Source organism: Streptomyces sp. O3 (genome assembly GCF_054788135.1).
In genome coordinates this window covers 71,973-94,188 of sequence record NZ_JBTVYK010000025.1, presented here as the reverse complement: position 1 = coordinate 94,188, position 22,216 = coordinate 71,973, and the positions used below count along the sequence as shown (strand labels likewise).

21 protein-coding genes are annotated in these 22,216 nt (G+C 72.3%); 14 read left to right on the top strand and 7 right to left on the bottom strand.

What is annotated here, in order from left to right:
• Window positions 1-80: 80 nt before the first annotated feature.
• On the bottom strand, window positions 81-812 hold the full coding sequence (locus ACX6XY_RS14950; protein ID WP_460330335.1) for a MerR family transcriptional regulator: 732 nt from the start codon (window positions 810-812) through the stop codon (window positions 81-83).
• A gap of 130 nt (window positions 813-942) precedes the next feature.
• A complete protein-coding gene (gene sph, locus ACX6XY_RS14945; protein ID WP_460330333.1) occupies window positions 943-1,926 on the bottom strand; it encodes a sphingomyelin phosphodiesterase in 984 nt (327 codons plus the stop codon).
• A 205-nt stretch (window positions 1,927-2,131) separates the two neighbouring features.
• Here sph and ACX6XY_RS14940 point away from each other — a divergent pair, with 205 nt between their 5' ends.
• Window positions 2,132-3,019: an oxygenase MpaB family protein gene (locus ACX6XY_RS14940; protein WP_460330331.1), complete on the top strand. Its 888-nt coding sequence runs from the start codon at window positions 2,132-2,134 to the stop codon at window positions 3,017-3,019.
• Between the two features lie 195 nt (window positions 3,020-3,214).
• On the opposite strand, the gene ACX6XY_RS14935 is transcribed toward ACX6XY_RS14940, so the two are convergent.
• Together ACX6XY_RS14935 and ACX6XY_RS14930 are read right to left on the bottom strand one after the other, a co-directional pair.
• Entirely contained in the window at window positions 3,215-5,704 is a 2,490-nt protein-coding gene (locus ACX6XY_RS14935; RefSeq protein ID WP_460330329.1) for a Tex family protein, read from the bottom strand.
• A gap of 80 nt (window positions 5,705-5,784) precedes the next feature.
• Window positions 5,785-6,648 (bottom strand): SCO6745 family protein, encoded by an 864-nt coding sequence (locus ACX6XY_RS14930; RefSeq protein ID WP_460330327.1) that lies wholly within the window; start codon window positions 6,646-6,648, stop codon window positions 5,785-5,787.
• A 124-nt stretch (window positions 6,649-6,772) separates the two neighbouring features.
• Between ACX6XY_RS14930 and ACX6XY_RS14925 the strand changes: the two genes are divergently transcribed.
• A complete protein-coding gene (locus tag ACX6XY_RS14925) occupies window positions 6,773-7,747 on the top strand; it encodes a GlxA family transcriptional regulator (protein ID WP_460330324.1) in 975 nt (324 codons plus the stop codon).
• 52 nt (window positions 7,748-7,799) lie between these two features.
• The gene (locus ACX6XY_RS14920; RefSeq protein ID WP_460330321.1) at window positions 7,800-8,426 is read left to right on the top strand and encodes a DJ-1/PfpI family protein; all 627 of its coding nucleotides are present in this window, start codon (window positions 7,800-7,802) and stop codon (window positions 8,424-8,426) included.
• On the opposite strand, the gene ACX6XY_RS14915 is transcribed toward ACX6XY_RS14920, so the two are convergent.
• Window positions 8,423-9,211, bottom strand: a complete 789-nt coding sequence (locus ACX6XY_RS14915) for an enoyl-CoA hydratase/isomerase family protein (protein WP_460330318.1) — start codon at window positions 9,209-9,211, stop codon at window positions 8,423-8,425. The two genes, ACX6XY_RS14920 and ACX6XY_RS14915, sit on opposite strands and share 4 nt — an antisense overlap.
• A 75-nt stretch (window positions 9,212-9,286) precedes the next feature.
• On the opposite strand from ACX6XY_RS14915, the gene ACX6XY_RS14910 reads away from it, so the two are divergent.
• Complete coding sequence (locus tag ACX6XY_RS14910) at window positions 9,287-9,964, top strand: HdeD family acid-resistance protein (RefSeq protein ID WP_460330316.1); 678 nt, start codon at window positions 9,287-9,289, stop codon at window positions 9,962-9,964.
• 93 nt (window positions 9,965-10,057) lie between these two features.
• Window positions 10,058-10,606 carry an ATP-binding protein gene (locus tag ACX6XY_RS14905; RefSeq protein ID WP_460330313.1) on the top strand — a complete coding sequence of 183 codons (549 nt, stop codon included), beginning with the start codon at window positions 10,058-10,060 and terminating at the stop codon, window positions 10,604-10,606.
• Between the two features lie 56 nt (window positions 10,607-10,662).
• On the opposite strand, the gene idi is transcribed toward ACX6XY_RS14905, so the two are convergent.
• A complete protein-coding gene (gene idi / locus ACX6XY_RS14900; RefSeq protein ID WP_460330310.1) occupies window positions 10,663-11,256 on the bottom strand; it encodes an isopentenyl-diphosphate Delta-isomerase in 594 nt (197 codons plus the stop codon).
• 258 nt (window positions 11,257-11,514) lie between these two features.
• Window positions 11,515-12,450, bottom strand: a complete 936-nt coding sequence (locus ACX6XY_RS14895) for a cation diffusion facilitator family transporter (RefSeq protein ID WP_460330308.1) — start codon at window positions 12,448-12,450, stop codon at window positions 11,515-11,517.
• Window positions 12,451-12,871: 421 nt separating this feature from the next.
• Here ACX6XY_RS14895 and ACX6XY_RS14890 point away from each other — a divergent pair, with 421 nt between their 5' ends.
• From ACX6XY_RS14890 to hpnD, 9 genes are all read left to right on the top strand, one after another.
• Entirely contained in the window at window positions 12,872-14,710 is a 1,839-nt protein-coding gene (locus ACX6XY_RS14890; protein ID WP_460330343.1) for a DUF5941 domain-containing protein, read from the top strand.
• A complete protein-coding gene (locus ACX6XY_RS14885) occupies window positions 14,707-15,444 on the top strand; it encodes a phosphocholine cytidylyltransferase family protein (RefSeq protein ID WP_460330306.1) in 738 nt (245 codons plus the stop codon). Before ACX6XY_RS14890 ends, ACX6XY_RS14885 begins: the two co-directional genes overlap by 4 nt.
• A complete protein-coding gene (locus ACX6XY_RS14880; RefSeq protein WP_460330303.1) occupies window positions 15,432-16,496 on the top strand; it encodes an iron-containing alcohol dehydrogenase family protein in 1,065 nt (354 codons plus the stop codon). Before ACX6XY_RS14885 ends, ACX6XY_RS14880 begins: the two co-directional genes overlap by 13 nt.
• Complete coding sequence (locus ACX6XY_RS14875) at window positions 16,474-17,253, top strand: CDP-alcohol phosphatidyltransferase family protein (protein WP_460330300.1); 780 nt, start codon at window positions 16,474-16,476, stop codon at window positions 17,251-17,253. Before ACX6XY_RS14880 ends, ACX6XY_RS14875 begins: the two co-directional genes overlap by 23 nt.
• Window positions 17,254-17,302: 49 nt before the next feature.
• Window positions 17,303-18,175, top strand: coding sequence for a glycosyltransferase family 2 protein (locus ACX6XY_RS14870; protein WP_460330340.1), 873 nt, complete (start codon window positions 17,303-17,305; stop codon window positions 18,173-18,175).
• A gap of 95 nt (window positions 18,176-18,270) precedes the next feature.
• On the top strand, window positions 18,271-19,209 hold the full coding sequence (locus tag ACX6XY_RS14865; protein ID WP_460330297.1) for an ABC transporter permease: 939 nt from the start codon (window positions 18,271-18,273) through the stop codon (window positions 19,207-19,209).
• Entirely contained in the window at window positions 19,202-19,981 is a 780-nt protein-coding gene (locus ACX6XY_RS14860; protein WP_460330295.1) for an ABC transporter ATP-binding protein, read from the top strand. Before ACX6XY_RS14865 ends, ACX6XY_RS14860 begins: the two co-directional genes overlap by 8 nt.
• A 296-nt stretch (window positions 19,982-20,277) precedes the next feature.
• A complete protein-coding gene (hpnC, locus tag ACX6XY_RS14855) occupies window positions 20,278-21,264 on the top strand; it encodes a squalene synthase HpnC (protein WP_460330293.1) in 987 nt (328 codons plus the stop codon).
• Window positions 21,261-22,211, top strand: a complete 951-nt coding sequence (gene hpnD, locus ACX6XY_RS14850) for a presqualene diphosphate synthase HpnD (RefSeq protein ID WP_460330291.1) — start codon at window positions 21,261-21,263, stop codon at window positions 22,209-22,211. The genes hpnC and hpnD overlap by 4 nt, the downstream gene beginning before the upstream one ends.
• Window positions 22,212-22,216: the final 5 nt, after the last annotated feature.

The window sequence follows — 22,216 nt, the reverse complement described above, 5'->3', positions numbered from 1 at the left end:
CCCCCCCCGGGCCGCCCCGGGCCCCGGGGGGGGGCCCCGGGCCTCCCGCCCCCGGCCCCCACCGCTGTGGCCGTCCGGGCTCAGCCCTGCGTGTCGAACTCCGCCCGCAGCTCGTCTCTGAGCGAGCGTTGGAACGCGGTCACCAGCGCCTGCACCACCAGCGGCTGCATATGCGCGGACAGCGACTTCATCGCCTCCACATGGCGCGGGTCCGACTCCCGCTCCCGGTAGGGGGCCCAGACCTGGTCGCGGAACAGTCCGGCCAGCTCGTGCGCCGCCGACCGGGCGTGCTCCAGCAGGACCGTACGCGAAGCGAGGAGCGTCTCCTGCGCGATCGGCACGTCAAGCAGCTGCACTCCCAGCCGCAGCAGCCCCGGATCGACCCGGAAGGCGTCCGGGTCGTCCGTCCGGGTGATCGCGTCCATCGCGGCGAGCCGGTCCAGATCCTCGTCCGTCAGCGTGCGCCCGGCACGGCGGTCGAGCTCCGCGCGGCTCGCGTCCTCCACCGCGTCCGGGGCCCAGGCCGCCACCAGAGCCCGGTGGATGGCCAGGTCATGCGCGCTCAGATCGGGCGGCAGCCGCTCCATGTACCGCTCGATCGCCGCCAGGGTCATGCCCTGGTGCTGGAGCTCCTCTATCAGCGCCAGCCGGGACAGATGGTCCTGGCCGTAGCGCCCGACGCGGCGCGGGCCGATGTGCGGGGGCGGCAGCAGCCCCCGCGTGCCGTAGAAGCGGATCGTGCGGACGGTGACTCCGGCGCGCGCGGCCAGCTCGTCGACTGTGAGCGTCGGCTCCTCGATGTCCGTCGTCATGGCAGCGTGCGCCTCCCGGATCGTGCGTTCATACGGTGCAACAGTATTGCTGTCTCACCACTGTTGTGAAAGTGCCCCGGCTGCCGGCCGGGAGTGCCGGGCAGCCGGGGCGGGGCGCGCGACGCCGTGACTACCGCACCGAACCGATCACCGGGTAGTGATCACTGAGGTTGGTGTACGTGTAGTCCTTGCCCCAGCTGGAGACCGTCCAGGGCGCGGACTCCTCCTTGATCACCTCGTTGTTCCAGCCCGCCGGGCGCGCGTGCCCGGCGCGGTGCAGGACGTAGTCCAGGTCCTCGCTCGGCTCGTCCGGGTAGCGCTCGGCGGAGATCGAGTTGTCCAGGGTGTCGAAGGAGTACGGGACCCCGGTGCGGGAGTCCGGGTCGGCGAAGCCGCCGTCGGCCAGCATCGAGGCGTACTCGGCGCTGTGCGAGTCCACATTGAGGTCGCCCGCGACGATGACCTGCTCGCTCGCCGGGATGTTCTTGCCGTCCAGGAAGGCGTCCATCGCCTTGAACTGGCGGCTGCGCATCTCGGCCGCCTCGCCCGCGTCGCAGCCGGGGTCGGTGGACTGCGCGTGGGTGCCGACCACGTGCACCCGGCTGCCGTTCACGTCGAGCACCGCGTAGGCGAAGCCCTTGTTGGACCACCAGTCCGCGCCGCACGCGTCCTTGTAGACGTACTGCTCCTTGTGCACGATCGGCCACTTGCTGAGAATCGTCACGCCGCCGTCCTCGGGCGTCATGGACGAGTAGGAGCCGCCCGTGGCGTCCCAGCCGGACTTGCTGCGGCCGACGACCGGCGTCTGGTGCGGGTACGCGCCCGACGCGTTGTCCATCAGCGCGTCCGACGAGGAGTTGTCGAACAGCTCCTGGAGCACGACCACGTCGTTGCCGCCGAAGAAGCCGGTCTTGGGTATCTCCGCCGCCCGGTGGTCCTGGCCCCAGTTCGGGTACAGCGACTTGCTGAACAGGAAGGCGTTGTACGTCAGAACCTTCAGCTCCGGGGTCGCGTCGGCGGCCGCCTGGGCGGGGGCCGCGCCGACGAGGGCGGCCCCGGCGACCGTGAGCGCGACAGCGGAACCGCAGACGCGGCGAAGGACGGAATGGGACACGGATGCTCTCCCGATCATTCGGTGGGGGACGGATGCGAGCACATCAAACCAGCCAGAGTTACTTCCTGGTAGCCCTTGGGTGCCGCGGACCGAACGCCAGGTGTCCGGCGGGCGACGCTATGGGGTGTCGCATACTGGAGGTCCCCGTATGCGACTGTTTTCGGCCTTTTCTCGCGCATCGGGTACGGCGAAGGGGACGCACCCCGTGAACGGCAGCCAGCCCCGCGCCGCGGGGCCCGCCCCGCCCCCGCCCGGCGGCCTCCTGTGGGACCGCGCCGGGGACATCCGGGTCCTGCTCACGCTGCCCGCCGCGTTCGTCCTCCAGGTCGCCCACCCGGCCGTCGGCGCGGGCGTGGACGCCCACTCGGCCTTCCGTGCCGACCCGTGGGGGCGCGGCGAGCGCTCCCTGCGCTCGCTCCAGCTGTGGGTGTACGGCGGCGAGGCCGCGGCCGCGGAGGGGCGGCGGCTGCGCGCCCTGCACCGCACCGTCCGGGGCGTCGACAGCCGGGGCCGCCGCTACCACGCGCTGGGGCCCGCGCCCTACGCCTGGGTGCACGCCACCGGCTTCCCCGTCGCCCGGCACGCCTACGGCTATCTGTACCGTCCCCTCCGCACGGCGGCGGCCGACGAGCGGCAGCTGTACGCGGAGTGGCTGCGGGTCGGCCGGATACTCGGCATCCGCGACCGGGACCTGCCGCAGACGGTCGAGGAGTTCTGGCCGTACTACCGCAGGACGCTCGCCGACGAGCTCGAAGCGACCCCGGTGGTCCGCGAACTGCTGGCCGTCGACCGGCCGGTGCCCCCGCCGGACCGCGGGCCGTGGGCGCTGCGGCTGCCGCTGCGCGCGCTCTGGCCGCTGCTGTGGCCAGCGCTGGCGCGGCTGCGGCGGTTCCTCGCGGTGGGACTGCTGCCGCCCGACGCGCGCGAGGTGATCGGCCTGGCCTGGACGGACCGCCAGGAGCGTCGGCTGCGCCGCTTCGGGCGGGTGGTGCGGACTCTGGTGCCGCTGCTCCCGGAGCGGCTGCGCTACCTGCCGCTGGCCCGCGCCGCGCGGGCCCGCCACCGCGCGAGCCAGCCCCCGCCCACCGGCTGAGGCGCTTAGGGTCTGTCCGGCGGATCAGGCCGCCCCTTGCCTGGCGGTGCGCTTCTCCGCTCACCAGGCGTGATCCGCCGGACAGGGCCTAGCGGGCGGCCTCCCCGCTCTCCGCGGGCCTGCGACGCCGCGGTGAGGTCCCGTACGGGGGCGACGGCCGGGCCGTCGGCGGGCCGCTCGCCCCGTCGGGGTGGCTCACCTGCCCCGCTTGGGGTCGACGAGGCCCGCCTTGCGCAGCGCGTCCGCCATCGCGCTGTTCGCCGGAGCCGCCGCCTGGCGGCCGCCGCCGCGGGACGCGTCCCCGGAGCCGCCGCCACGACGGCCCCCGCCGCGCTGGGCGGGCGGACGGCCGCCGCCCCCGCCGCCGCCACGCTCCCGGCGCTGACCGCCCTTGGCGGACCGAGCGCCCTTCTGCCCGTCGCCGCCGGACGCGGCCCGGTCCGCCGCCTCGTCGTCCAGCCGCAGCGTCAGCGAGATCCGCTTACGCGGGATGTCGACGTCCAGCACCTTCACCTTCACGATGTCTCCGGGCTTCACCACGTCCCGCGGATCCTTCACGAACGTCCTGGACATCGCCGAGACGTGCACCAGGCCGTCCTGGTGCACCCCGACGTCCACGAACGCGCCGAACGCGGCCACGTTCGTGACCACGCCCTCCAGCACCATCCCGGCCGCCAGGTCGCCGATCTTCTCCACGCCCTCCTTGAAGGACGCCGTCCTGAACGCGGGCCGCGGGTCCCGTCCCGGCTTCTCCAGCTCCCGCAGGATGTCCGTCACCGTCGGCAGGCCGAACGTGTCGTCCACGAAGTCCCGCGGCTCCAGCGCGCGCAGCGCCGCCGTATCGCCGATCAGCGAGCCGACCGCACCGCCCGTCGCCCGCGCCATCCGCCGCACCACCGGGTACGCCTCGGGGTGCACGCTCGAGTAGTCCAGCGGATCGTCCCCGCCGCGGATGCGCAGGAAGCCCGCGCACTGCTCGTACGCCTTCGGACCCAGCCGCGCCACGTCCTTGAGCGCCTTGCGCGCCGTGAACGGGCCGTTGGCGTCGCGGTGCGCCACGATGTTCTCGGCGAGTCCCGCGCCGATGCCCGACACCCGCGCGAGCAGCGGCGCGGACGCGGTGTTCACATCCACCCCGACGCCGTTCACACAGTCCTCGACGACCGCGTCCAGGGAGCGGGACAGCTTCACCTCGGACAGGTCGTGCTGGTACTGGCCGACCCCGATCGACTTGGGGTCGATCTTCACCAGCTCGGCCAGCGGGTCCTGGAGCCGCCGCGCGATGGACACCGCGCCGCGCAGCGACACATCCAGCTCCGGCAGCTCCTGGGAGGCGAACGCCGAGGCCGAGTACACCGAGGCGCCCGCCTCCGAGACCATGACCTTGGTCAGCTTCAACTCGGGGTGCTTGCCGATCAGTTCACCGGCGAGCTTGTCCGTCTCGCGCGAGCCCGTGCCGTTGCCGATGGCGATCAGCTCGACCCCGTGCTCCTTGGCGAGCCGCGCCAGCGTGCCCAGCGCCTCGTCCCACTTGTTGGCCGGGACGTGCGGGTAGATCGTGTCGGTGGCCACGACCTTGCCCGTCGCGTCGACCACGGCGACCTTCACGCCCGTACGCAGACCGGGGTCGAGCCCCAGCGTCGCGCGCGTGCCGGCCGGGGCGGCGAGCAGCAGATCCCGCAGGTTGGACGCGAAAACCCGGACCGCCTCGTCCTCGGCGGCCGTCCGCAGCCGCAGCCGCAGGTCGATGCCCAGATGCGTCAGGATCCGGGTGCGCCACGCCCAGCGCACGGTGTCCAGCAGCCAGGAGTCGGCCGGGCGGCCGCGGTCGGCGATCTGGAAGTGCCGGGCGATGACGTCCTCGTACGAGGAACGGCCCTCCGGCGCGGCGTCCGGCTCCTCGGGCTCCAGGACCAGGTCCAGGACGCCCTCCTTCTCGCCCCGGAGCATCGCGAGCACCCGGTGCGACGGCAGCTCGGTGAACGGCTCGGCGAAGTCGAAGTAGTCCGCGAACTTGGCGCCCTCGGTCTCCTTGCCGTCCTTCACCCTGGCCGCGAGCCGCCCGCGCGTCCACATCCGCTCGCGCACCTCGCCGATCAGGTCCGCGTCCTCGCTGAACCGCTCGGTGAGGATCGCCCGCGCGCCGTCCAGCGCGGCCTGCGGGTCCGGGACGCCCCGCTCGGCGTCCACGAACGCCGCCGCGGCGGCGAGCGGCTCCACGCCTGGATCGCCGAACAGCCCGTCGGCGAGCGGCTCAAGCCCCGCCTCGCGGGCGATCTGCGCCTTGGTGCGGCGCTTGGGCTTGTACGGGAGGTAGATGTCCTCCAGCCGAGCCTTGGTGTCGGCGGCCTCGATCCGGGCCCGCAGCTCGTCGGTCAGCTTGCCCTGCTCGCGCACCGATTCGAGGATCGCCGCACGCCGGTCCGCAAGCTCCCGCAGATAGCGCAGCCGCTCCTCGAGCGTGCGCAGCTGCGCGTCGTCGAGCAGCTCGGTCGCCTCCTTGCGGTAGCGCGCGATGAAGGGCACGGTCGACCCGCCGTCGAGCAGCTCGACCGCCGCCCGCACCTGCCGTTCCCGGACGCCGAGTTCCTCGGCGATCCTGCTCTCGATGGACGCCACGCTGGCTGGCAGTGCTGATGTCACGATTTCCGTACCGCCTTCTCGCTGGGCTTGCTGCGTCAGCATTGTGGCAGGTGGCACCGACAACGGGGGATCAGCCCCGTCGCCGGTGCGCCGGATCGGCCCTGCCAGCGCTGTCAGCCCGGTCAGCCCTTGCCGAGGAGATCCGCGGGGAACGCGCCCGCCTCCAGCGCGGTCCTGACGAACCCGGTGCCCAACGCGGTGAGCCGCTCGACGCCCGCCGCCCCCAGATGCTCGTACGGCGCCGCGTCCAGCCGGTCGGTCGTGAGCTCGACCTCCTCGCGCAGCTCGGCCCCCGCCACGGTCAACTCGCCGTCGGCGTCCAGCACACCACGCGCGCGAAGCCGCTCGGTGGCCGCGTCCCAGTCCCGCTGGGTCCAGCCGCGCGTGGCGAACACCCACTTGGGGGTGATGCCCTGGCCGGTCGCGGTGTGGGTCCGTATCGCCTCCAACGGGTCGAGCCCCGCCGTCAGCAGGGCCACCAGGTGTCCGTCGCCGCGGTGCTCACGCAGCAGCGTCGCGGCGTGCCAGTAGGCGAGGTGCGGCGCGTCGGGCACCGGCAGATCGGCGTGCGCGGCGTACAGCGGCCGGGCGTGGCGGGTGCACGCCTCGGCGGCGCGCAGGGCGAGCCGGGCGGCCTCGGCCATCTCGTCCGACGCGACGGTCTCCTCGCCGAGCAGACGCCGCAGCGTCGTGTCGGCGGCACGGAGCCGGGCGTCGATCACGGCCTCGGGCGAGGTGGTCCGCCACACCGCCGGGACGACCTTGGCGATCGTGTCGTAGGGGTAGTTGTAGAAGGCGGCCGTGACCGCGCCGGGGCCGACCTTGCCGAGCACGGCGGCCCGCCCGACGAACGCGGCGGCCCTGGGGTCCTCGACACCGGCCGAAGCCAGTTCCTTCTCGTAGTCGGGGGAGAAGTACACGAAGGCGTGCAGCGGGTTGAGCACGTGATGGCACCGACGCCCGGCGTAGGCGGGAAGTGAAGTCATACCCGCACGGTACCGACTGGTAGGTACGGCCGGAAGACCGCGGAGCGGCGGCCCGCCCGGATGGCAGGAAAGGTGGGGTACTCGTCATTGCGGCCATCCAGCGCACTCCCCAAGAATCGACGGCATGGCGAAGGCCCCGGCACCGCACACCGTTCTGATCGTCCTCTTCGACGACGTCCTGAGCCTCGACGTCACCGGCCCCATGGAGGTCTTCGCCGGTGCGGCGAGCGCCGTCGGCGACGCGGACGTCCCGTACCGCGTCCGCACCGCCACACTCGACGGCGCTCCGGTCCGCGCCTCCAACCGCCTCACCCTGGCCCCCGACCACCGACTCGCCGACGCGCCCGCCGCGGACACCCTGCTGGTGCCCGGCGGTCCGGGCTCGCTCGACCCGGACCCCCGGCTGGTGGACTGGCTGCGCGCGCACGGGCCCGAGGCGACCCGCCTGGTGTCGGTCTGCACCGGAGCCGTCCCGCTGGCCGCCGCCGGTCTGCTCGACGGGCGCCGGGTGACCACCCACTGGGCGTACAGCGACCAGCTCGCCCGCGCGCACCCCGAGGTCCACGTCGACCCGGACCCGATCTACGTGCGGGACGGGCACCTTGCGACCTCGGCCGGAGTCACCGCGGGCATCGACCTCGCGCTGGCCCTGGTCGAGGAGGACCTGGGGCGCGACGTGGCGCTCACCGTCGCCCGCTACCTGGTCGTCTTCCTGCGCCGACCGGGCAACCAGGCCCAGTTCAGCGCCCAGCTCGCCGCGCAGACCGCGCGGCGCGAGCCGCTGCGCGAGGTCCAGCGGTGGATCGCCGAGCACCCCGCAGCCGATCTGTCGGTCGAGTCCCTGGCCGCCCGCGCCCGGCTCTCGCCCCGGCACTTCGCCCGCGCCTTCCAGGCCGAGAGCGGCATGACACCGGGCCGGTACGTCGAGCGCGTACGCCTGGAACAGGCCCGCCGTCTCCTGGAGGACTCCACGGACGGCGTCGAGCGGATCTCCCGCTCCTGCGGCTACGGCACGCCTGAGGCGATGCGCCGTGCCTTCGTCAAGACGCTGGGTTCGTCCCCGGCCGAGTACCGCCGCCGCTTCCGCCCGGCGGACTGACGCCCCACGAAAAACCCACGAAAGACCCACGAAAGACCCACGAAAGGAAGTCATGCAGATCGCGATCGTCCTCTACGACGGCTTCACCGCCCTGGACGCCGTCGGCCCCTACCAGACGCTCAACCCCCTGCCGGACGCCGAGACCCTGTTCGTCGCCGAGCAGGCGGGCCCCGTCAGGGACGACAGCGGGCGGCTCAGCCTCATGGCCGAGAAGTCGCTCGCCGAGGTGCCGCGGCCCGACATCGTGGTCGTTCCCGGCGGCCCGGACGCGCCGGTCGGCGACGAAGCGCTCCTCGACTGGCTGCGGGCCGTCGACGCCACCACGACCTGGACGACATCGGTGTGCACCGGCTCGCTGCTGCTCGCGGCCGCCGGGCTGCTCAAGGGCCGTCAGGCCACATCGCACTGGCTGGCGCTCGACGCCATCGCGGCGTACGGCGTCGCCCCGACCGGGCAGCGGGTCGTCTTCGACGGCAAGTACGTCACCGCGGCCGGAGTCTCGTCCGGCATCGACATGGGCCTGACCCTGGCCGGGAAGATCGCGGGCGACCAGCACGCCCAGGGCGTCCAGCTCATGATCGAGTACGACCCGGAGCCGCCGTACGACGCGGGCTCACCCGAGAAGGCCCCCGCGGCCCTGGTGGAGCGGTTCCGCGGGGAAGGCGCGGCCGTCTCCTAGGCCCTGTCGACGGGGTCGGCCGGGCCCGCGGTCCACTGGAACCGCGGGTTCCTGCGCTCCAGGAACGCGGCGACCCCCTCCGCGGTGTCGCCGCTGCCGCGCGCCTGCTCGGCCCAGTGCGCCGCCCGGTCCGCGCGGCCCGCCGCGAACTCCTTGGCGGCGGCCTGGGTCAGCCGGGAGCGGCTGAGCAGCGCCTTCGCGAACTCGCCCACCCGCTTGTCCAGTTCGCCCACCGGCAGCACCTCGTCTACGAGACCGGTGCGCAGCGCGCGTTCGGTGCCGATCAACTCGGCCGAGAACAGCAGGTACTTGGCGGTGGCGGGGCCCACCAGGGACACCAGCCGCCGGGTGGAGGACGCCCCGTACACGATGCCGAGCTTCGCCGGGGTGACCCCGAACGACGCCCCCTCCTCGGCGAACCGCAGATCGCACGCCGCGGCGAGCTGGCACCCGCCGCCCACACAGAAGCCCCGCACCGCGGCCAGCGTCGGCTTCGGGAACGCCGCCAGCGCCTCCTCGGCCCGTACGGCCAGGTCCTGCGCCTCGTCCGCCGACGCGCGCAGCCCGGAGATGTCCGCGCCCGCGCAGAACGTGCCGCCCGCACCGGTCAGCACGAGCACCCCGACGGACGGGTCGGCGGCCAGCCCGGTCAGCAGCGCGGGCAGCGCCCGCCACATGTCCGCGGTCATCGCGTTCCGCCGGGCCGGGTGGTCGATCACGACGGTGGCGATCCCGCCGTCGACGGTGTGCCGCAGTCGCGGTCCGGTGAGCTCCGTGTGCGCCATGCGCGGGATGCTATCCGCACGCCCCGAACGTACGATCAACAAGGGGCCGCACTCCAGGTACCGCGAGGAGGCGCTATGACCGGGCGCACCGCTCCGGGCGTGAAACTGCGGCGAAGTTTCGGGCGGCTCACGCTGCTGGGCGTCATCCTGGCCCTGGCCGGGCTCGTCGGCCTCGGCTATGCCGCCTTCGCCACCTTGACCTCGATGCTGCTGTTCGGCTGGCTGCTGCTGGCAGGCGGCGCCGTCGGCCTGCTGCACGCCGTCCAGTCCCGCGGCACCAGCTTCTTCTGGCTGGGCGTGGTGGTCGCCGCGCTGAACCTGGCCGCCGGTGTGGTGCTCATCAGACACCCCGAGGGGTCGGCGGAGGCGCTGACCATGTTCGCGGCGCTGCTCTTCCTCACCGGCGGCGCCTTCCGGCTGGTCGGCAGCGCGGTGGTGCGCGGCCCGCAGTTCGGCCTGACCCTGGGCCAGGGCGCCTTCGGGCTGCTGCTCGGACTGCTGGTGCTGTTCGACTGGCCGGACAGCAGCCGCTATGTGATCGGCGTCTTCTTCTCGCTGGCGCTGCTCTTCGACGGGCTGGGCCTGATCGCCACCGGCGCGCTGGGGCGGCGCGTGGTCGACCAGCTCACCGAGGAAGCCGAGCAGGCCGGGGAACCCGAGGAACCCGAGGAACCCGAGGAACCCGAGGAAAACACAGAACCGGCAAAGCCCGTGAATCCGGAACAAGACGAGCAGGATGAGTCGCGCCCCTGACGCTGCCACACAGCGGCGATCAGAAGGCGTCGATAGTCAACGAGTTCCGGTCACTTCCGTGGTGCGCGCCCGCACGTTCTCAGACTCGACGGTGTGGTGACTATCGAGCGTAGAGGCGGCGACCGGACGATGGACAACGGCGGTGGAGTCCCAACCGAGGCCCCAACCGGCCAGACCGCGCGAGGGCAGACGGTCGCGGCCCGGCCCGCGCCGGGGCCGCTGCCGTACGAAGGCGTCTGGAGGTTCACCGCGCCCGCCGTCGAAGCCTCCGTGCCGCAGGCCCGGCACGCCGTACGCGACCTGCTCAGCCGCCAGGGCGTACCGGCCCGCGCCGACGTCGTCCACGGACTGCTGCTGATCGTCTCGGAGCTGGTCACCAACGCCGTACGGCACGCGGCCCTGCTGTCCCCGACGATCGCCGTCGAGGTGGCGGTGGGCGCGGAGTGGGTGCGGGTCGCGGTCGAGGACGACCACCCTTACCGGCCCAAGGCCCTGGAGGCGGACCAGGGCCAGACCGGAGGGCGCGGGCTGCTGCTGGTCCTGGAGATCACCAAGGAGGCCGGCGGGGTCTGCGACGCCGAGCACACGGCGAGCGGCGGCAAGGTGATCTGGGCCGCCCTGCCCCTCGAACCGCGCCAGTGAACCACCGAACCTGAACCGCCGCCGCCAGGCCGCCGGCCGGCCCGCCGCCAGCCCCGCTACCAGCCCGCCGACGGGCCCGTCAGCTCCTTGATCGCGGGCCGGGCCGAGTCGAGCACCGTCATGAACCACGCCGAGAACGGCCCCGTCTCGTGCCGGACGGCGAGCTCATCCGGCGTCACGAACGCCGTCTCGCCGACCTCTTCCGGGTCGGGCCGCAGCGGAGACTGCACCATCCCCACGAAGAGGTGGTTGAACTCCTGCTCCACCAGACCCGAACGCGGGTCCGGGTGGTTGTAGCGCACCGTGCCCGCCTCGGCCAGCAGCGAGGGCGAGACCCCCAGCTCCTCGTACGTCCGCCGCGCGGCCGCCGCGAACGGCGCCTCGCCCGGATAGGGGTGCCCACAGCAGGTGTTCGACCAGACGCCGGGGGAGTGGTACTTGCCCAGCGCGCGCCGCTGGAGCAGCAGCCGCCCCCGCTCGTCGAAGAGGAACACGGAGAAGGCCCGGTGCAACTGGCCGGGCGCCTGGTGGGCGGCGACCTTCTCCGCGGTGCCGATGGTGTTGCCATCCTCGTCGACCAGTTCGAGCAGGATCGTGTCCGCGGACCCGCTGGCCTCGGTGTTCGCAGCGGTGGCTGGTGTGATCGGCATACCCATCCTTCGCGTTGGTCGTCGAGCCTCAAGTCTGCCGTACGAATCCGGAGCTTTCGGCACCTTCGGCCACCCGCGTGTACCCGTCCACGACGGCGGGCCGGTACCGCGGGCCACCCCGTCAACGCCGAAGGCCGCCGGATGACTGATCATGCCCCGCGGAGCCCCTCCGGAACCGTCGAACACCGGCGCGAGCACGGCCCCGTACGGGGCGCGGGGGGACGCGCGGGACACGGCGGACGTGGGGGGGGGACACCGTCAGTGGCACAGCCCCGGCTCGTGCTCGGCGTGACCGCCGGGCTCCAGCTGGAAGGTGCAGTGCTCGACGTCGAAGTGGTCCCCGAGGCAGCCCTGGAGCTCGTGCAGCATCTTCTCGTGACCGACCGAGTCCAGTACCTCGGCGCTGACGACCACATGCGCCGAGAGCACCGGCATACCGGAGGTGATCGTCCAGGCGTGCAGATCGTGGACGTCCTCGACGCCGGGAAGCGCCACTATGTGCGCCCGCACCTCGGCCATGTCGACACCCTTGGGAGCGGCCTCCAGCAGGACGTTCAGCGTCTCCCGCAGCAGCTTGACGGTACGCGGCACGATCATCAGGCCGATCACCAGCGAGGCGATCGGGTCGGCCGCCTGCCAGCCGGTCAGGATGATCACGGTCGCCGAGATGATCACGGCGGCCGAGCCCAGCGCGTCCGCCAGCACCTCCAGGAAGGCCCCCCGTACGTTGAGGCTCTCCCGCTGGCCGCGCATCAGCAGCGTCAGCGAGACGATGTTCGCGACCAGGCCGATGGCGCCGAAGACGATCGCGAGGCCGCCCTTGGTCTCGGCCGGGGTGATGAACCGCTCGATCGCCTCGTACAGCACATAGCCGCCGACGCCGAGCAGCAGCAGACAGTTGGCGAGCGCCGCGAGGATCTCCGCGCGGGCGAAGCCGAAGGTGCGGTTGCGGCTCGGCGGCCGGTTGGCGAAGTGGATCGCCAGCAGCGCCATGCTCAGACCGACCGCGTCCGTGGCCATGTGCGCCGCGTCTGCGACCAGGGCCAGCGAGTCCGCCATGATCCCGCCGACGATCTCCACGACCATCACGGTGAGCGTGATCGACAGTGCGATGCGCAGCCGCCCCCGGTAGCGGGCGGCGGCCGTGCCCGACGTGGGTGGTGCGGCGTGGCCGTGATCGTGGCCGGCTCCCATGAATGCCCCTTCGGTCCCGTTTTCCGGTCTGGTGATTCCTCGGGTGACTCCTCGTGCGTGTGAGCCAGTGAACTACGGGGTGGGGGTATTGGCAACACGGCACTGAACACCGTTGTCATGTGCCCTGACCTGCGGAAATGCCCGCAGGTCAGGGCCTCGTGGAGATCACCGGCCAAGGCCCCGCCGCAGGGCGCGGTTTGTGGTGCGCGCTCTTGATCCACGATGATGGCCGGGCATCGTGCCGGAGCAGGCGCAGATGGTCAGGGCGTAAACGGCCGGTGAACGCGGGCGTCCGAACATCCGATAGCCTCTGCCGAAGCCTCTGCTGACGTGCCGCCCGGCCGACCGACGCCGGGGCACGCCCCCTCGCGCACGTCCGACGCCGCCGCACGCGTGTCGGCCCTCCAAGGAGTGAGTTCGACTGTCGACCGCCATCCTCACCGGTACTCCGGTCTCCGGCTCGCCGCTCGAGGGTGACCTGCGGGACCTGGGCTTCGACGTGCGGGTCGCCGCCACCGCCGAGGACACCGCGGCCCTGGTCGCCGCGGCCCCGGCGAACGAACGCGTCGCGGTCGTCGACGCCGCGTTCGTCGGACACACCCACGCGCTGCGGCTCGGACTCACCGACCCCCGCTTCCCCGCGTCCGCCATCCCCGGCGCGGTGACCGTCCAGCCCGCGGCCCGCCAGGCGCTCACGCGCGCGGTACGCGCCGCCACGGGCGAGGGCGCGCGCGACGGCGGCGCCATAGCGGTGCGCACCCTCGCCGACCGCCTCGCCCAGGAGCTGGCCGCCGACGGCACCGAGGTGCACCGCCCCGAGCTCGGCGCCCTGGTCGCCACGGTCCCCGCCGACCCACAGGCCCTGGACGAGGCTCAGCGGGCCGTCGCCGCCGTCGACGACGAGGCGGTACGGCTGCGCGGCGCGGTCAAGTCCAGGGACGGCTTCTTCACGACCCACTGCGTCAGCCCCTACTCGCGCTATCTCGCGCGCTGGTGCGCCCGCCGCGGCCTCACCCCGAACCAGGTCACCACCGCCTCGCTGCTCACCGCGCTGATCGCGGCCGGATGCGCGGCGACCGGCACCAGGACGGGCTTCGTCGCGGCCGGTGCGCTGTTGCTCCTCTCCTTCGTCCTGGACTGCACCGACGGGCAGCTCGCCCGCTACTCGCTCCAGTACTCCACACTGGGCGCCTGGCTGGACGCCACCTTCGACCGCGCCAAGGAGTACGCCTACTACGCGGGCCTCGCACTCGGCGCCGCCCGCGCGGGCGACGACGTATGGGCACTCGCCCTGGGCGCGATGGTGCTGCAGACCTGCCGCCACATCGTGGACTTCTCCTTCAACGAGGCCCACCACGACGCCACCGGCGCCGGTGAATCCGTCACGGGCAGCCCCACCGCGGCGCTCTCCGACCGGCTCGACAGCATCGGCTGGACCGTGTGGCTGCGCCGCATGATCGTGCTGCCGATCGGCGAGCGCTGGGCGCTGCTCGCCGTGCTGACCGCCCTCACCACCCCGCGCATCACCTTCGTCGCCTTGCTGATCGGCTGCGCGTTCGCCGCCTGCTACACCACGGCCGGACGGCTGCTGCGCTCGCTGACCCGCCGGGCGACCCGCACCGACCGGGCCGCCGCCGCTCTGGCCGATCTCGCCGACAGCGGCCCGCTCGCCCAGCTCTGCGCCGCACGGCTCGGCGCGCTCGCCCGCGCGCTGCCCGCCTTCACGGCCCCCGCCGTCGCGCTGCTCGGCGGCGGCGTCCTGGTCGCCGTCGCCGCCTTCACCGACTTCGGCGGGCCCTGGCCGGTGCTCGCGGCGCTCGGCTACGCCCTCGCCTCGGGCCTCGCGGTCGCCGCGCCCCTCAAGGGGGCGCTGGACTGGCTGGTCCCGCCGCTGTTCCGGGCCGCCGAGTACGGCGCCGTCCTGGTGCTCGCGGCCAGGGCCGAGGTGAACGGGGCCTTGCCAGCGGCTTTCGGACTGGTGGCCGCGGTCGCCTACCATCACTACGACACGGTGTACCGCATTCGCGGCGGCGCCGGCGCGCCCCCGCGGTGGCTGGTGCGCGCGATCGGCGGGCACGAAGGCAGGACGCTCGCGGTCGCGGTCGCCGCCGCCCTGTTGCCCGCACAGGACTTCCCCGTCGCGCTCACGGCTTACGCCGTGGCCGTGGCACTGCTGGTGCTCGTCGAGAGCATCCGCTTCTGGGTGACCGCCCACAGGCGCGGAGCACCCGCCGTACACGATGAAGGAGAACCCGCATGATCGGCCTCGTCCTTGCGGCAGGCGCCGGACGGCGTCTGCGTCCGTACACGGACACCCTGCCCAAGGCCCTGGTGCCCGTCGACGGCGACACCACCATCCTCGACCTGACCCTCGGCAACTTCGCCGAGATCGGTCTCACCGAGGTCGCGATCATCGTGGGCTACCGGAAGGAGGCCGTCTACGAGCGCAAGGCGGCCCTGGAGGCGAAGTACGGCCTCAAGCTCACCCTCATCGACAACGACAAGGCCGAGGAGTGGAACAACGCCTACTCCCTGTGGTGCGGCCGTGACGCCATCGCGCACGACGTGATCCTCGCCAACGGCGACACCGTGCACCCGGTCTCCGTCGAGAAGACCCTGCTCGCCGCGCGCGGCGACGGCCAGAAGATCATCCTCGCCCTGGACACCGTGAAGCGGCTCGCGGACGAGGAGATGAAGGTCGTCGTGGACCCCGAGAAGGGCGTCCAGAAGATCACCAAGCTGATGGACCCGGCCGAGGCCACCGGCGAGTACATCGGCGTCACGCTCATCGAGGGCACCGCCGCCGCCGAGCTCGCCGACGCGCTGAAGGCCACCTTCGAGCGCGACCCCGACCTCTACTACGAGGACGGCTACCAGGAGCTCGTGAACCGCGGCTTCAAGGTCGACGTCGCGCCGATCGGCGACGTCAAGTGGGTCGAGATCGACAACCACGACGACCTCGCCAAGGGCCGGGAGATCGCGTGCCAGTACTGACGAGGCTCATCCCCTCGCCGGTCGTCGTCGACATCAACGCGGGCGCCCTGGACGGCCTGGCGAACGTGCTGGCCGACCAGCGCATCTCCGCCGCGGGCAAGCTGGCGATCGCCATCAGCGGCGGCTCGGGCCGGGCCCTGCGCGAGAAGCTCGCGCCGTCCCTGCCCGGCGCCGACTGGTACCCGGTCGCCGACGGAACCATCGACTCGGCGGTGCGGCTCGCCGACGACATCAAGGGCAAGCGGCGCTACGACGCCGTGGTCGGCCTGGGCGGCGGCAAGATCATCGACGTGGCGAAGTACGCCGCGGCGCGGGTCGGCCTGCCCATGGTCGCCGTGGCGACCAACCTCTCCCACGACGGCCTCTGCTCGCCCGTGTCCATCCTGGACAACGACAACGGCCGCGGCTCCTACGGCGTCCCGACGCCGATCGCGATGGTCATCGACCTCGACGTCATCCGGGACGCCCCGGTGCGGTTCGTGCGCTCCGGCGTCGGCGACGCGATCTCCAACATCTCGGCGATCGCCGACTGGGAGCTGTCCCACCAGGTGAACGGCGAGTCCGTGGACGGCCTGGCCGCCGCCATGGCCAGGACCGCCGGTGAGTCCGTGCTGCGCCATCCGGGCGGCGCGGGCGACGACGAGTTCCTCACGGTGCTCGCCGAGGCGCTGGTGCTCTCGGGCATCGCGATGTCGATCAGCGGGGACACCCGCCCCTCGTCCGGCGCCTGCCACGAGATCAGCCACGCCTTCGACCTGCTCTACCCCAAGCGGGCCGCGAGCCACGGCGAGCAGGTCGGCCTCGGCGCGGCCTTCGCCATGCACCTGCGCGGGGCTCGCGAGGAGTCCGGCCTCTTCGCCGACGTACTGCGTCGCCACGGGCTGCCGGTGCTGCCGCAGGAGATCGGCTTCAGCCCGGACGAATTCGTCAAGGCGGTGGAGTACGCCCCCCAGACCCGCCCCGGCCGCTTCACCATCCTCGAACACCTCGACCTGTCCACCGACCAGATCAGGGACGCATACGCCGACTATGCACAAGCCATCGGTAGCTGAGCTCCGCCCGGTCGTTCACCCGCCGGGTGTGAAGGACCGGCGCAGCGGCGAACACTGGGCCGGACGCCTCTACATGCGCGAGCTGTCGCTGCGCGTGGACCGGCACCTGGTGAACACCCGGATCACGCCCAACCAGCTGACCTACGTGATGACCCTCGCGGGCGTGCTCGCGGCCCCGGCCCTGCTGGTGCCGGGCATCGCGGGCGCCCTGCTCGGCGTGCTGATGGTGCAGCTCTATCTGCTGCTCGACTGCGTGGACGGCGAGGTCGCCCGCTGGAAGCAGCAGTTCTCCCTCGGCGGGGTGTACCTGGACCGGGTCGGCGCGTACCTGTGCGACGCCGCGGTCCTGGTCGGCTTCGGGCTGCGCGCGGCCGACCTGTGGGGCGAGGGCCGCATCGACTGGCTCTGGGCGTTCCTCGGCACCCTGGCCGCGCTCGGCGCCATCCTGATCAAGGCCGAGACCGACCTCGTCGGCGTCGCACGCCACCAGGGCGGGCTGCCGCCCGTCAAGGAGGCGGCGTCCGAGCCGCGCTCCTCCGGGATGGCGCTGGCCCGCAAGGCCGCCGCAGCGCTGAAGTTCCACCGCCTCGTCCTGGGCGTCGAGGCGTCCCTGCTCATCCTCTTCCTGGCGGTCCTGGACACGGTCAGGGGCGACCTGTTCTTCTCCCGGCTCGGCGTCGCCGTGCTGGCGGGCATCGCCCTGCTGCAGACCGTGCTGCACCTCGTGTCCATCCTCGCCTCGAGCAGGCTCAAGTAAGGACGGAGCACCCGTGAGTACGGACCAGCCCGTGAGTACGGACCAGCCGCTGAAGGTCGGCGCGGTGATCATCACCATGGGCAACCGCCCCGAGGAGCTGCGCGCCCTGCTCGACTCGGTCGCCAAACAGGACGGCGACCGGATCGAGGCAGTCGTGGTCGGCAACGGCTCCCCGGTCCCCGAGGTGCCCGCGGGCGTACGCACCGTCGAGCTGCCGGAGAACCTCGGCATCCCCAGCGGCCGTAACGTCGGCATCGAGGCCTTCGGCCACGCTGGCCAGGACGTGGACGTGCTGCTCTTCCTGGACGACGACGGGCTGCTGGCGAACACCGACACCGCCGAGCTCTGCCGCGAGGCGTTCACGGCCGACCCGCGGCTTGGCATCATCACCTTCCGCATCGCCGACCCGGACACCGGCGAGACCCAGCGCAGGCACGTCCCGCGCCTCGGGGCGTCCGACCCGATGCGCTCCTCGCGGGTCACCACCTTCCTGGGCGGCGCCAACGCCGTGCGGACTCGGGTGTTCGCCGAGGTCGGCGGGCTGCCCGACGACTTCTTCTACGCGCACGAGGAGACCGACCTGGCCTGGCGGGCCCTGGACGCCGGCTGGCTGATCGACTACCGCTCCGACATGGTGCTGCACCACCCGACGACCGCCCCGTCCCGGCACGCGGTCTACCACCGGATGGTCGCCCGCAACCGCGTCTGGCTCGCCCGCCGCAACCTGCCCGCGCCGCTGGTCCCCGTGTACCTCGGGGTCTGGGTGCTGCTCACCCTCGCCAGGCGTCCCTCACGGCCCGCGCTCAGGGCGTGGTTCGGCGGTTTCAAGGAAGGCTGGACCACTCCGTGCGGGCCCCGGCGCCCCATGAAGTGGCGTACGGTGTGGCGTCTGACCAGACTGGGGCGACCTCCTGTCGTCTGACAAGCTCGTGTCTGAGAGCATTCGGGCCACCACCCCTTGGCCCCGGTTCGCCGCGCGCGAACCGGCAGCGCATCTGAAGACGAAAGTTTCCACTTGTGAGTGAGACAACGCATGACGGCGGTGTCGCGGTGACCATGCCACCGTCGCCCGATGACGGGCTCTCCGGCGCCGAGCTGGCCGCCAAGTACGGGCTGAGCCAGAGCGGCGCCCGACCCGGTCTGCTCGACTACGTCCGCCAGCTGTGGGGGCGTCGCCATTTCATCCTCGCGTTCTCGCAGGCGAAGCTCACCGCCCAGTACAGCCAGGCCAAGCTCGGCCAGCTGTGGCAGGTGGCGACCCCGCTGCTGAACGCCGCCGTCTACTTCTTCATCTTCGGCCTGCTGCTCAACGCCCGCAGAGGCATCCCGCACGATATCTATGTGCCGTTCCTGGTGACCGGCGTCTTCGTCTTCACGTTCACCCAGTCTTCCGTGCTGGCCGGTGTCCGGGCGATCTCCGGAAACCTCGGTCTGGTGCGCGCGCTGCACTTCCCGCGGGCCGCGCTGCCGATCTCGTTCTCGATCCAGCAGCTCCAGCAGACGCTGGTCTCCATGGGCGTGCTCGTCGCGATCATGATCGGGTTCGGCATCTACCCCGCCTGGTCGTGGCTCCTGGTGGTGCCCGCCCTCGTGCTGCTGCTCGTCTTCAACACCGGACTCGCGCTGGTCTTCGCCCGGATGGGCAGCAAGACGCCCGACCTGGCGCAGCTGATGCCGTTCGTGCTGCGTACCTGGATGTACGCGTCGGGCGTGATGTACTCCATCCCCGCGATGCTCGCGGAGAAGGAGAGCGTGCCCGGCTGGGCCGTGGACGTCCTGCAGTGGAATCCGGCCGCGGTCTACATAGACCTGGTCCGGTTCGCGATGATCGGCGACTACGGCGCCGAGTACCTGCCGCCGCACGTCTGGACCGTCGCGGTGGCCTGGGCGTTGCTGGTCGGCGTGCTGGGCTTCGTGTACTTCTGGAAGGCAGAGGAGCGGTACGGCCGTGGCTGAGCAGACAGCGGGCGCGCGCGTCCCGACCGTCATCGCGGACGGTCTGCACATCGTCTACCGGGTGAACGCGGGGCGCGGCGGCAAGGGCAGCGCCACCGCGGCGCTGCACCGCATCATCCGGCGCGGCGAGTCCCCCGGCGTGCGCCAGGTGCACGCGGTCAGAGGGGTCTCCTTCACCGCCTACCGCGGCGAGGCGATCGGTCTGATCGGGTCGAACGGCTCCGGAAAGTCCACGCTGCTGCGGGCCATCGCCGGGCTGCTGCCCGCCGAGAAGGGCAAGGTCTACACCGACGGCCAGCCCTCGCTGCTTGGCGTGAACGCGGCCCTGATGAACGACCTGACCGGCGAGCGGAACGTCATCCTCGGCGGGCTCGCGATGGGCATGACACGCGAGCAGATCAAGGCGCGCTACCAGGACATCGTCGACTTCTCCGGGATCAACGAGAAGGGCGACTTCATCACCCTGCCCATGCGCACCTACTCCTCCGGCATGGCCGCCCGCCTGCGCTTCTCCATCGCGGCCGCCAAGGATCACGACGTCCTCATGATCGACGAGGCGCTGGCCACCGGCGACCGCAAGTTCCAAAGGCGCTCCGAGGACCGGATCCGCGAGCTGCGCAAGCAGGCCGGAACGGTCTTCCTGGTCAGCCACAACAACAAGTCGATCCGGGACACCTGTGACCGGGTGCTGTGGCTGGAACACGGCGAACTGAGGATGGACGGCGCCACCGACGAGGTGCTCAAGGAGTACGAGAAGTTCACCGCGAAATAGGCGGGCCTGGGACAGGCCGCCGCCACCGCCCCGCCGGTTAACCACTAGCGGGGCTTTTCCTTGGTCAACTACGCTCCGTGCGGGGAATGTTGGCATCACTGGGGGTGTTGTCGTGACGCGTGGAGCGACCCCGTCACACCGGCCGGGGCTGGACAACGTAAGCTGGATCAGTCAGCGGCGTGTCCGAAATGGGGCGTATTAGGTGGACGGTGTAGAACGGGAGACATGACGGCAATGGCTACGGAAGACTCCCAGCTCCGCGAGGCTTTCGCCGTCCGCGGCCCAGGCAGCGCACGGTGACGGGGAGCCGAGTGGCGGGCTCCGGCGTCCAACCGCGCGCGACGCTCGACAAGGCAGCCGACGAGAACTTCCCGGTGGCCCCCTTCTTTCTGCCGCGCGCCTGGCGTGCCGATCTGATCGCCGTATACGGCTTCGCCCGCCTGGTCGACGACATCGGCGACGGCGATCTCGCCCCCGGCGATGCCGACGCCCGCGCGCTGGGAGTGTCCCTCCAGGTCGCACAGGGTGCGGCGGGCGTCACGGCCGCCGAGAGCGGGGCGGACCGGCTGGCGATGCTGGACGCTTTCGAGACCGACCTGCTCCGCGTCTTCGACGGCGCGGACGACTCCGGCGGCCCGAGCGACTCCGGCGGCCCAAGCGGCGGGGCGCCCCGCCACCCCCTGCTGCGAGCCCTGCGGCCGACCGTGCGACGGCACGGACTGACCCCCGAGCCCTTCCTCGCCCTGATCGCGGCCAACCGCCAGGACCAGCTGGTCAGCCGCTACGAGACCTACGACGACCTGCTGGCGTACTGCGAGCTCTCCGCCAACCCGATCGGCAGGCTCGTCCTGGCGATCACCGGCGCCGAGAGCCCCGAGCGGACGCGCCGCTCCGACGCGATCTGCACCGCCCTGCAGATCGTGGAGCACCTCCAGGACGTCAGCGAGGACCTGGCCAGAGACCGCGTCTACCTTCCGGCCGAGGACATGAAACGCTTCTCGGTCACCGAGGCCGACCTCGCCGCCCGCACCGCGAACGCGTCGGTGCGCGCACTGGTCGCCTACGAGGCGGAACGCGCCTGGCGCCTCCTGAATGAAGGGACCCCGCTGGTGGGTAGCGTGCACGGCAGGCTCAGACTGCTGCTCGGCGGATTCGTGGGCGGGGGGCGCGCGGCCCTGCGAGCGATCGAGGCCGCGGGACACGACGTACTTCCCGGACCGCCGAAGTCCAGCAAGGCACGGCGGCTGCGGGAAGTGGGCGCGGCGCTGCGAGGAGAGGGGTGAGCGACGCAGTGGACGGCAGGACCCAGGTGTCCGCGCCGGTGCAGGCCGCGTACCGCTACTGCGAGGCCGTGACCGGGCAGCAGGCCCGTAACTTCGCGTACGGCGTCAGACTGCTGCCCCCGGCCAAGCGGCGCGCGATGTCGGCGCTGTACGCCTTCTCGCGGCGGGTGGACGACATCGGCGACGGCGTCCTGGAACCCGAGGTCAAGGCCGCCCGCCTGGGCGACGCCCGTGCGCTGCTCGGGCGGGTGCGCGCGGGCGCCGTGGAAGAGGACGACACGGACCCGGTGGCGGTCGCCCTCAGCCATGCCGCGCGGCGGTTTCCGCTGCCGCTCGGCGGACTGGACGAACTCATCGACGGCGTCCTGATGGACGTACACGGCCGTACCTACGAGACCTGGGACGACCTCAAGGACTACTGCCGCTGCGTCGCGGGCTCCATCGGACGCCTCTCGCTCGGCGTGTTCGGTACGGAGCCGGGCGCGCGGGACGTCGAACGCGCCTCCGAGTACGCCGATACGCTCGGCCTGGCCCTCCAGCTCACGAACATCCTCCGGGACGTCCGCGAGGACGCCGACGGCGGACGCACCTATCTGCCCGCCGACGACCTCGCCAAGTTCGGCTGCTCCGCCGGGTTCTCGGGCGCCGAGCCGCCGCCCGGCGCGGACTTCGCGGGCCTGGTGCACTTCGAGGCGCGCCGGGCCCGTGCCCTGTTCGCCGAGGGCTACCGGCTGCTGCCCATGCTGGACCGGCGCAGCGGCGCCTGCGTCGCCGCCATGGCCGGGATCTACCGCCGCCTGCTCGACCGGATCGAGCGCGAGCCCGAGGCCGTGCTCAGCGGCCGGGTCTCGCTGCCGGGCCGCGAGAAGGCGTACGTCGCCGTGCGCGGCCTCACCGGCTTCGACGCCCGGCACGTCTCCCGGCTCTCCGCCCGGAGGGCGTCATGACCCGC

Coding starts and splice junctions, on each gene's coding strand:
- ACX6XY_RS14930 (WP_460330327.1), bottom strand. CDS start 6,648: ATGACTTCACTTCCCGCCTACGCCGGGCGTCGGTGCCATCACGTGCTC.
- ACX6XY_RS14915 (WP_460330318.1), bottom strand. CDS start 9,211: ATGGCGCACACGGAGCTCACCGGACCGCGACTGCGGCACACCGTCGAC.
- ACX6XY_RS14885 (WP_460330306.1), top strand. CDS start 14,707: ATGATCGGCCTCGTCCTTGCGGCAGGCGCCGGACGGCGTCTGCGTCCG.
- ACX6XY_RS14920 (WP_460330321.1), top strand. CDS start 7,800: ATGCAGATCGCGATCGTCCTCTACGACGGCTTCACCGCCCTGGACGCC.
- ACX6XY_RS14895 (WP_460330308.1), bottom strand. CDS start 12,450: ATGGGAGCCGGCCACGATCACGGCCACGCCGCACCACCCACGTCGGGC.
- idi (WP_460330310.1), bottom strand. CDS start 11,256: ATGCCGATCACACCAGCCACCGCTGCGAACACCGAGGCCAGCGGGTCC.
- ACX6XY_RS14935 (WP_460330329.1), bottom strand. CDS start 5,704: ATGCTGACGCAGCAAGCCCAGCGAGAAGGCGGTACGGAAATCGTGACA.
- ACX6XY_RS14925 (WP_460330324.1), top strand. CDS start 6,773: ATGGCGAAGGCCCCGGCACCGCACACCGTTCTGATCGTCCTCTTCGAC.
- ACX6XY_RS14875 (WP_460330300.1), top strand. CDS start 16,474: ATGCACAAGCCATCGGTAGCTGAGCTCCGCCCGGTCGTTCACCCGCCG.
- ACX6XY_RS14950 (WP_460330335.1), bottom strand. CDS start 812: ATGACGACGGACATCGAGGAGCCGACGCTCACAGTCGACGAGCTGGCC.
- ACX6XY_RS14910 (WP_460330316.1), top strand. CDS start 9,287: ATGACCGGGCGCACCGCTCCGGGCGTGAAACTGCGGCGAAGTTTCGGG.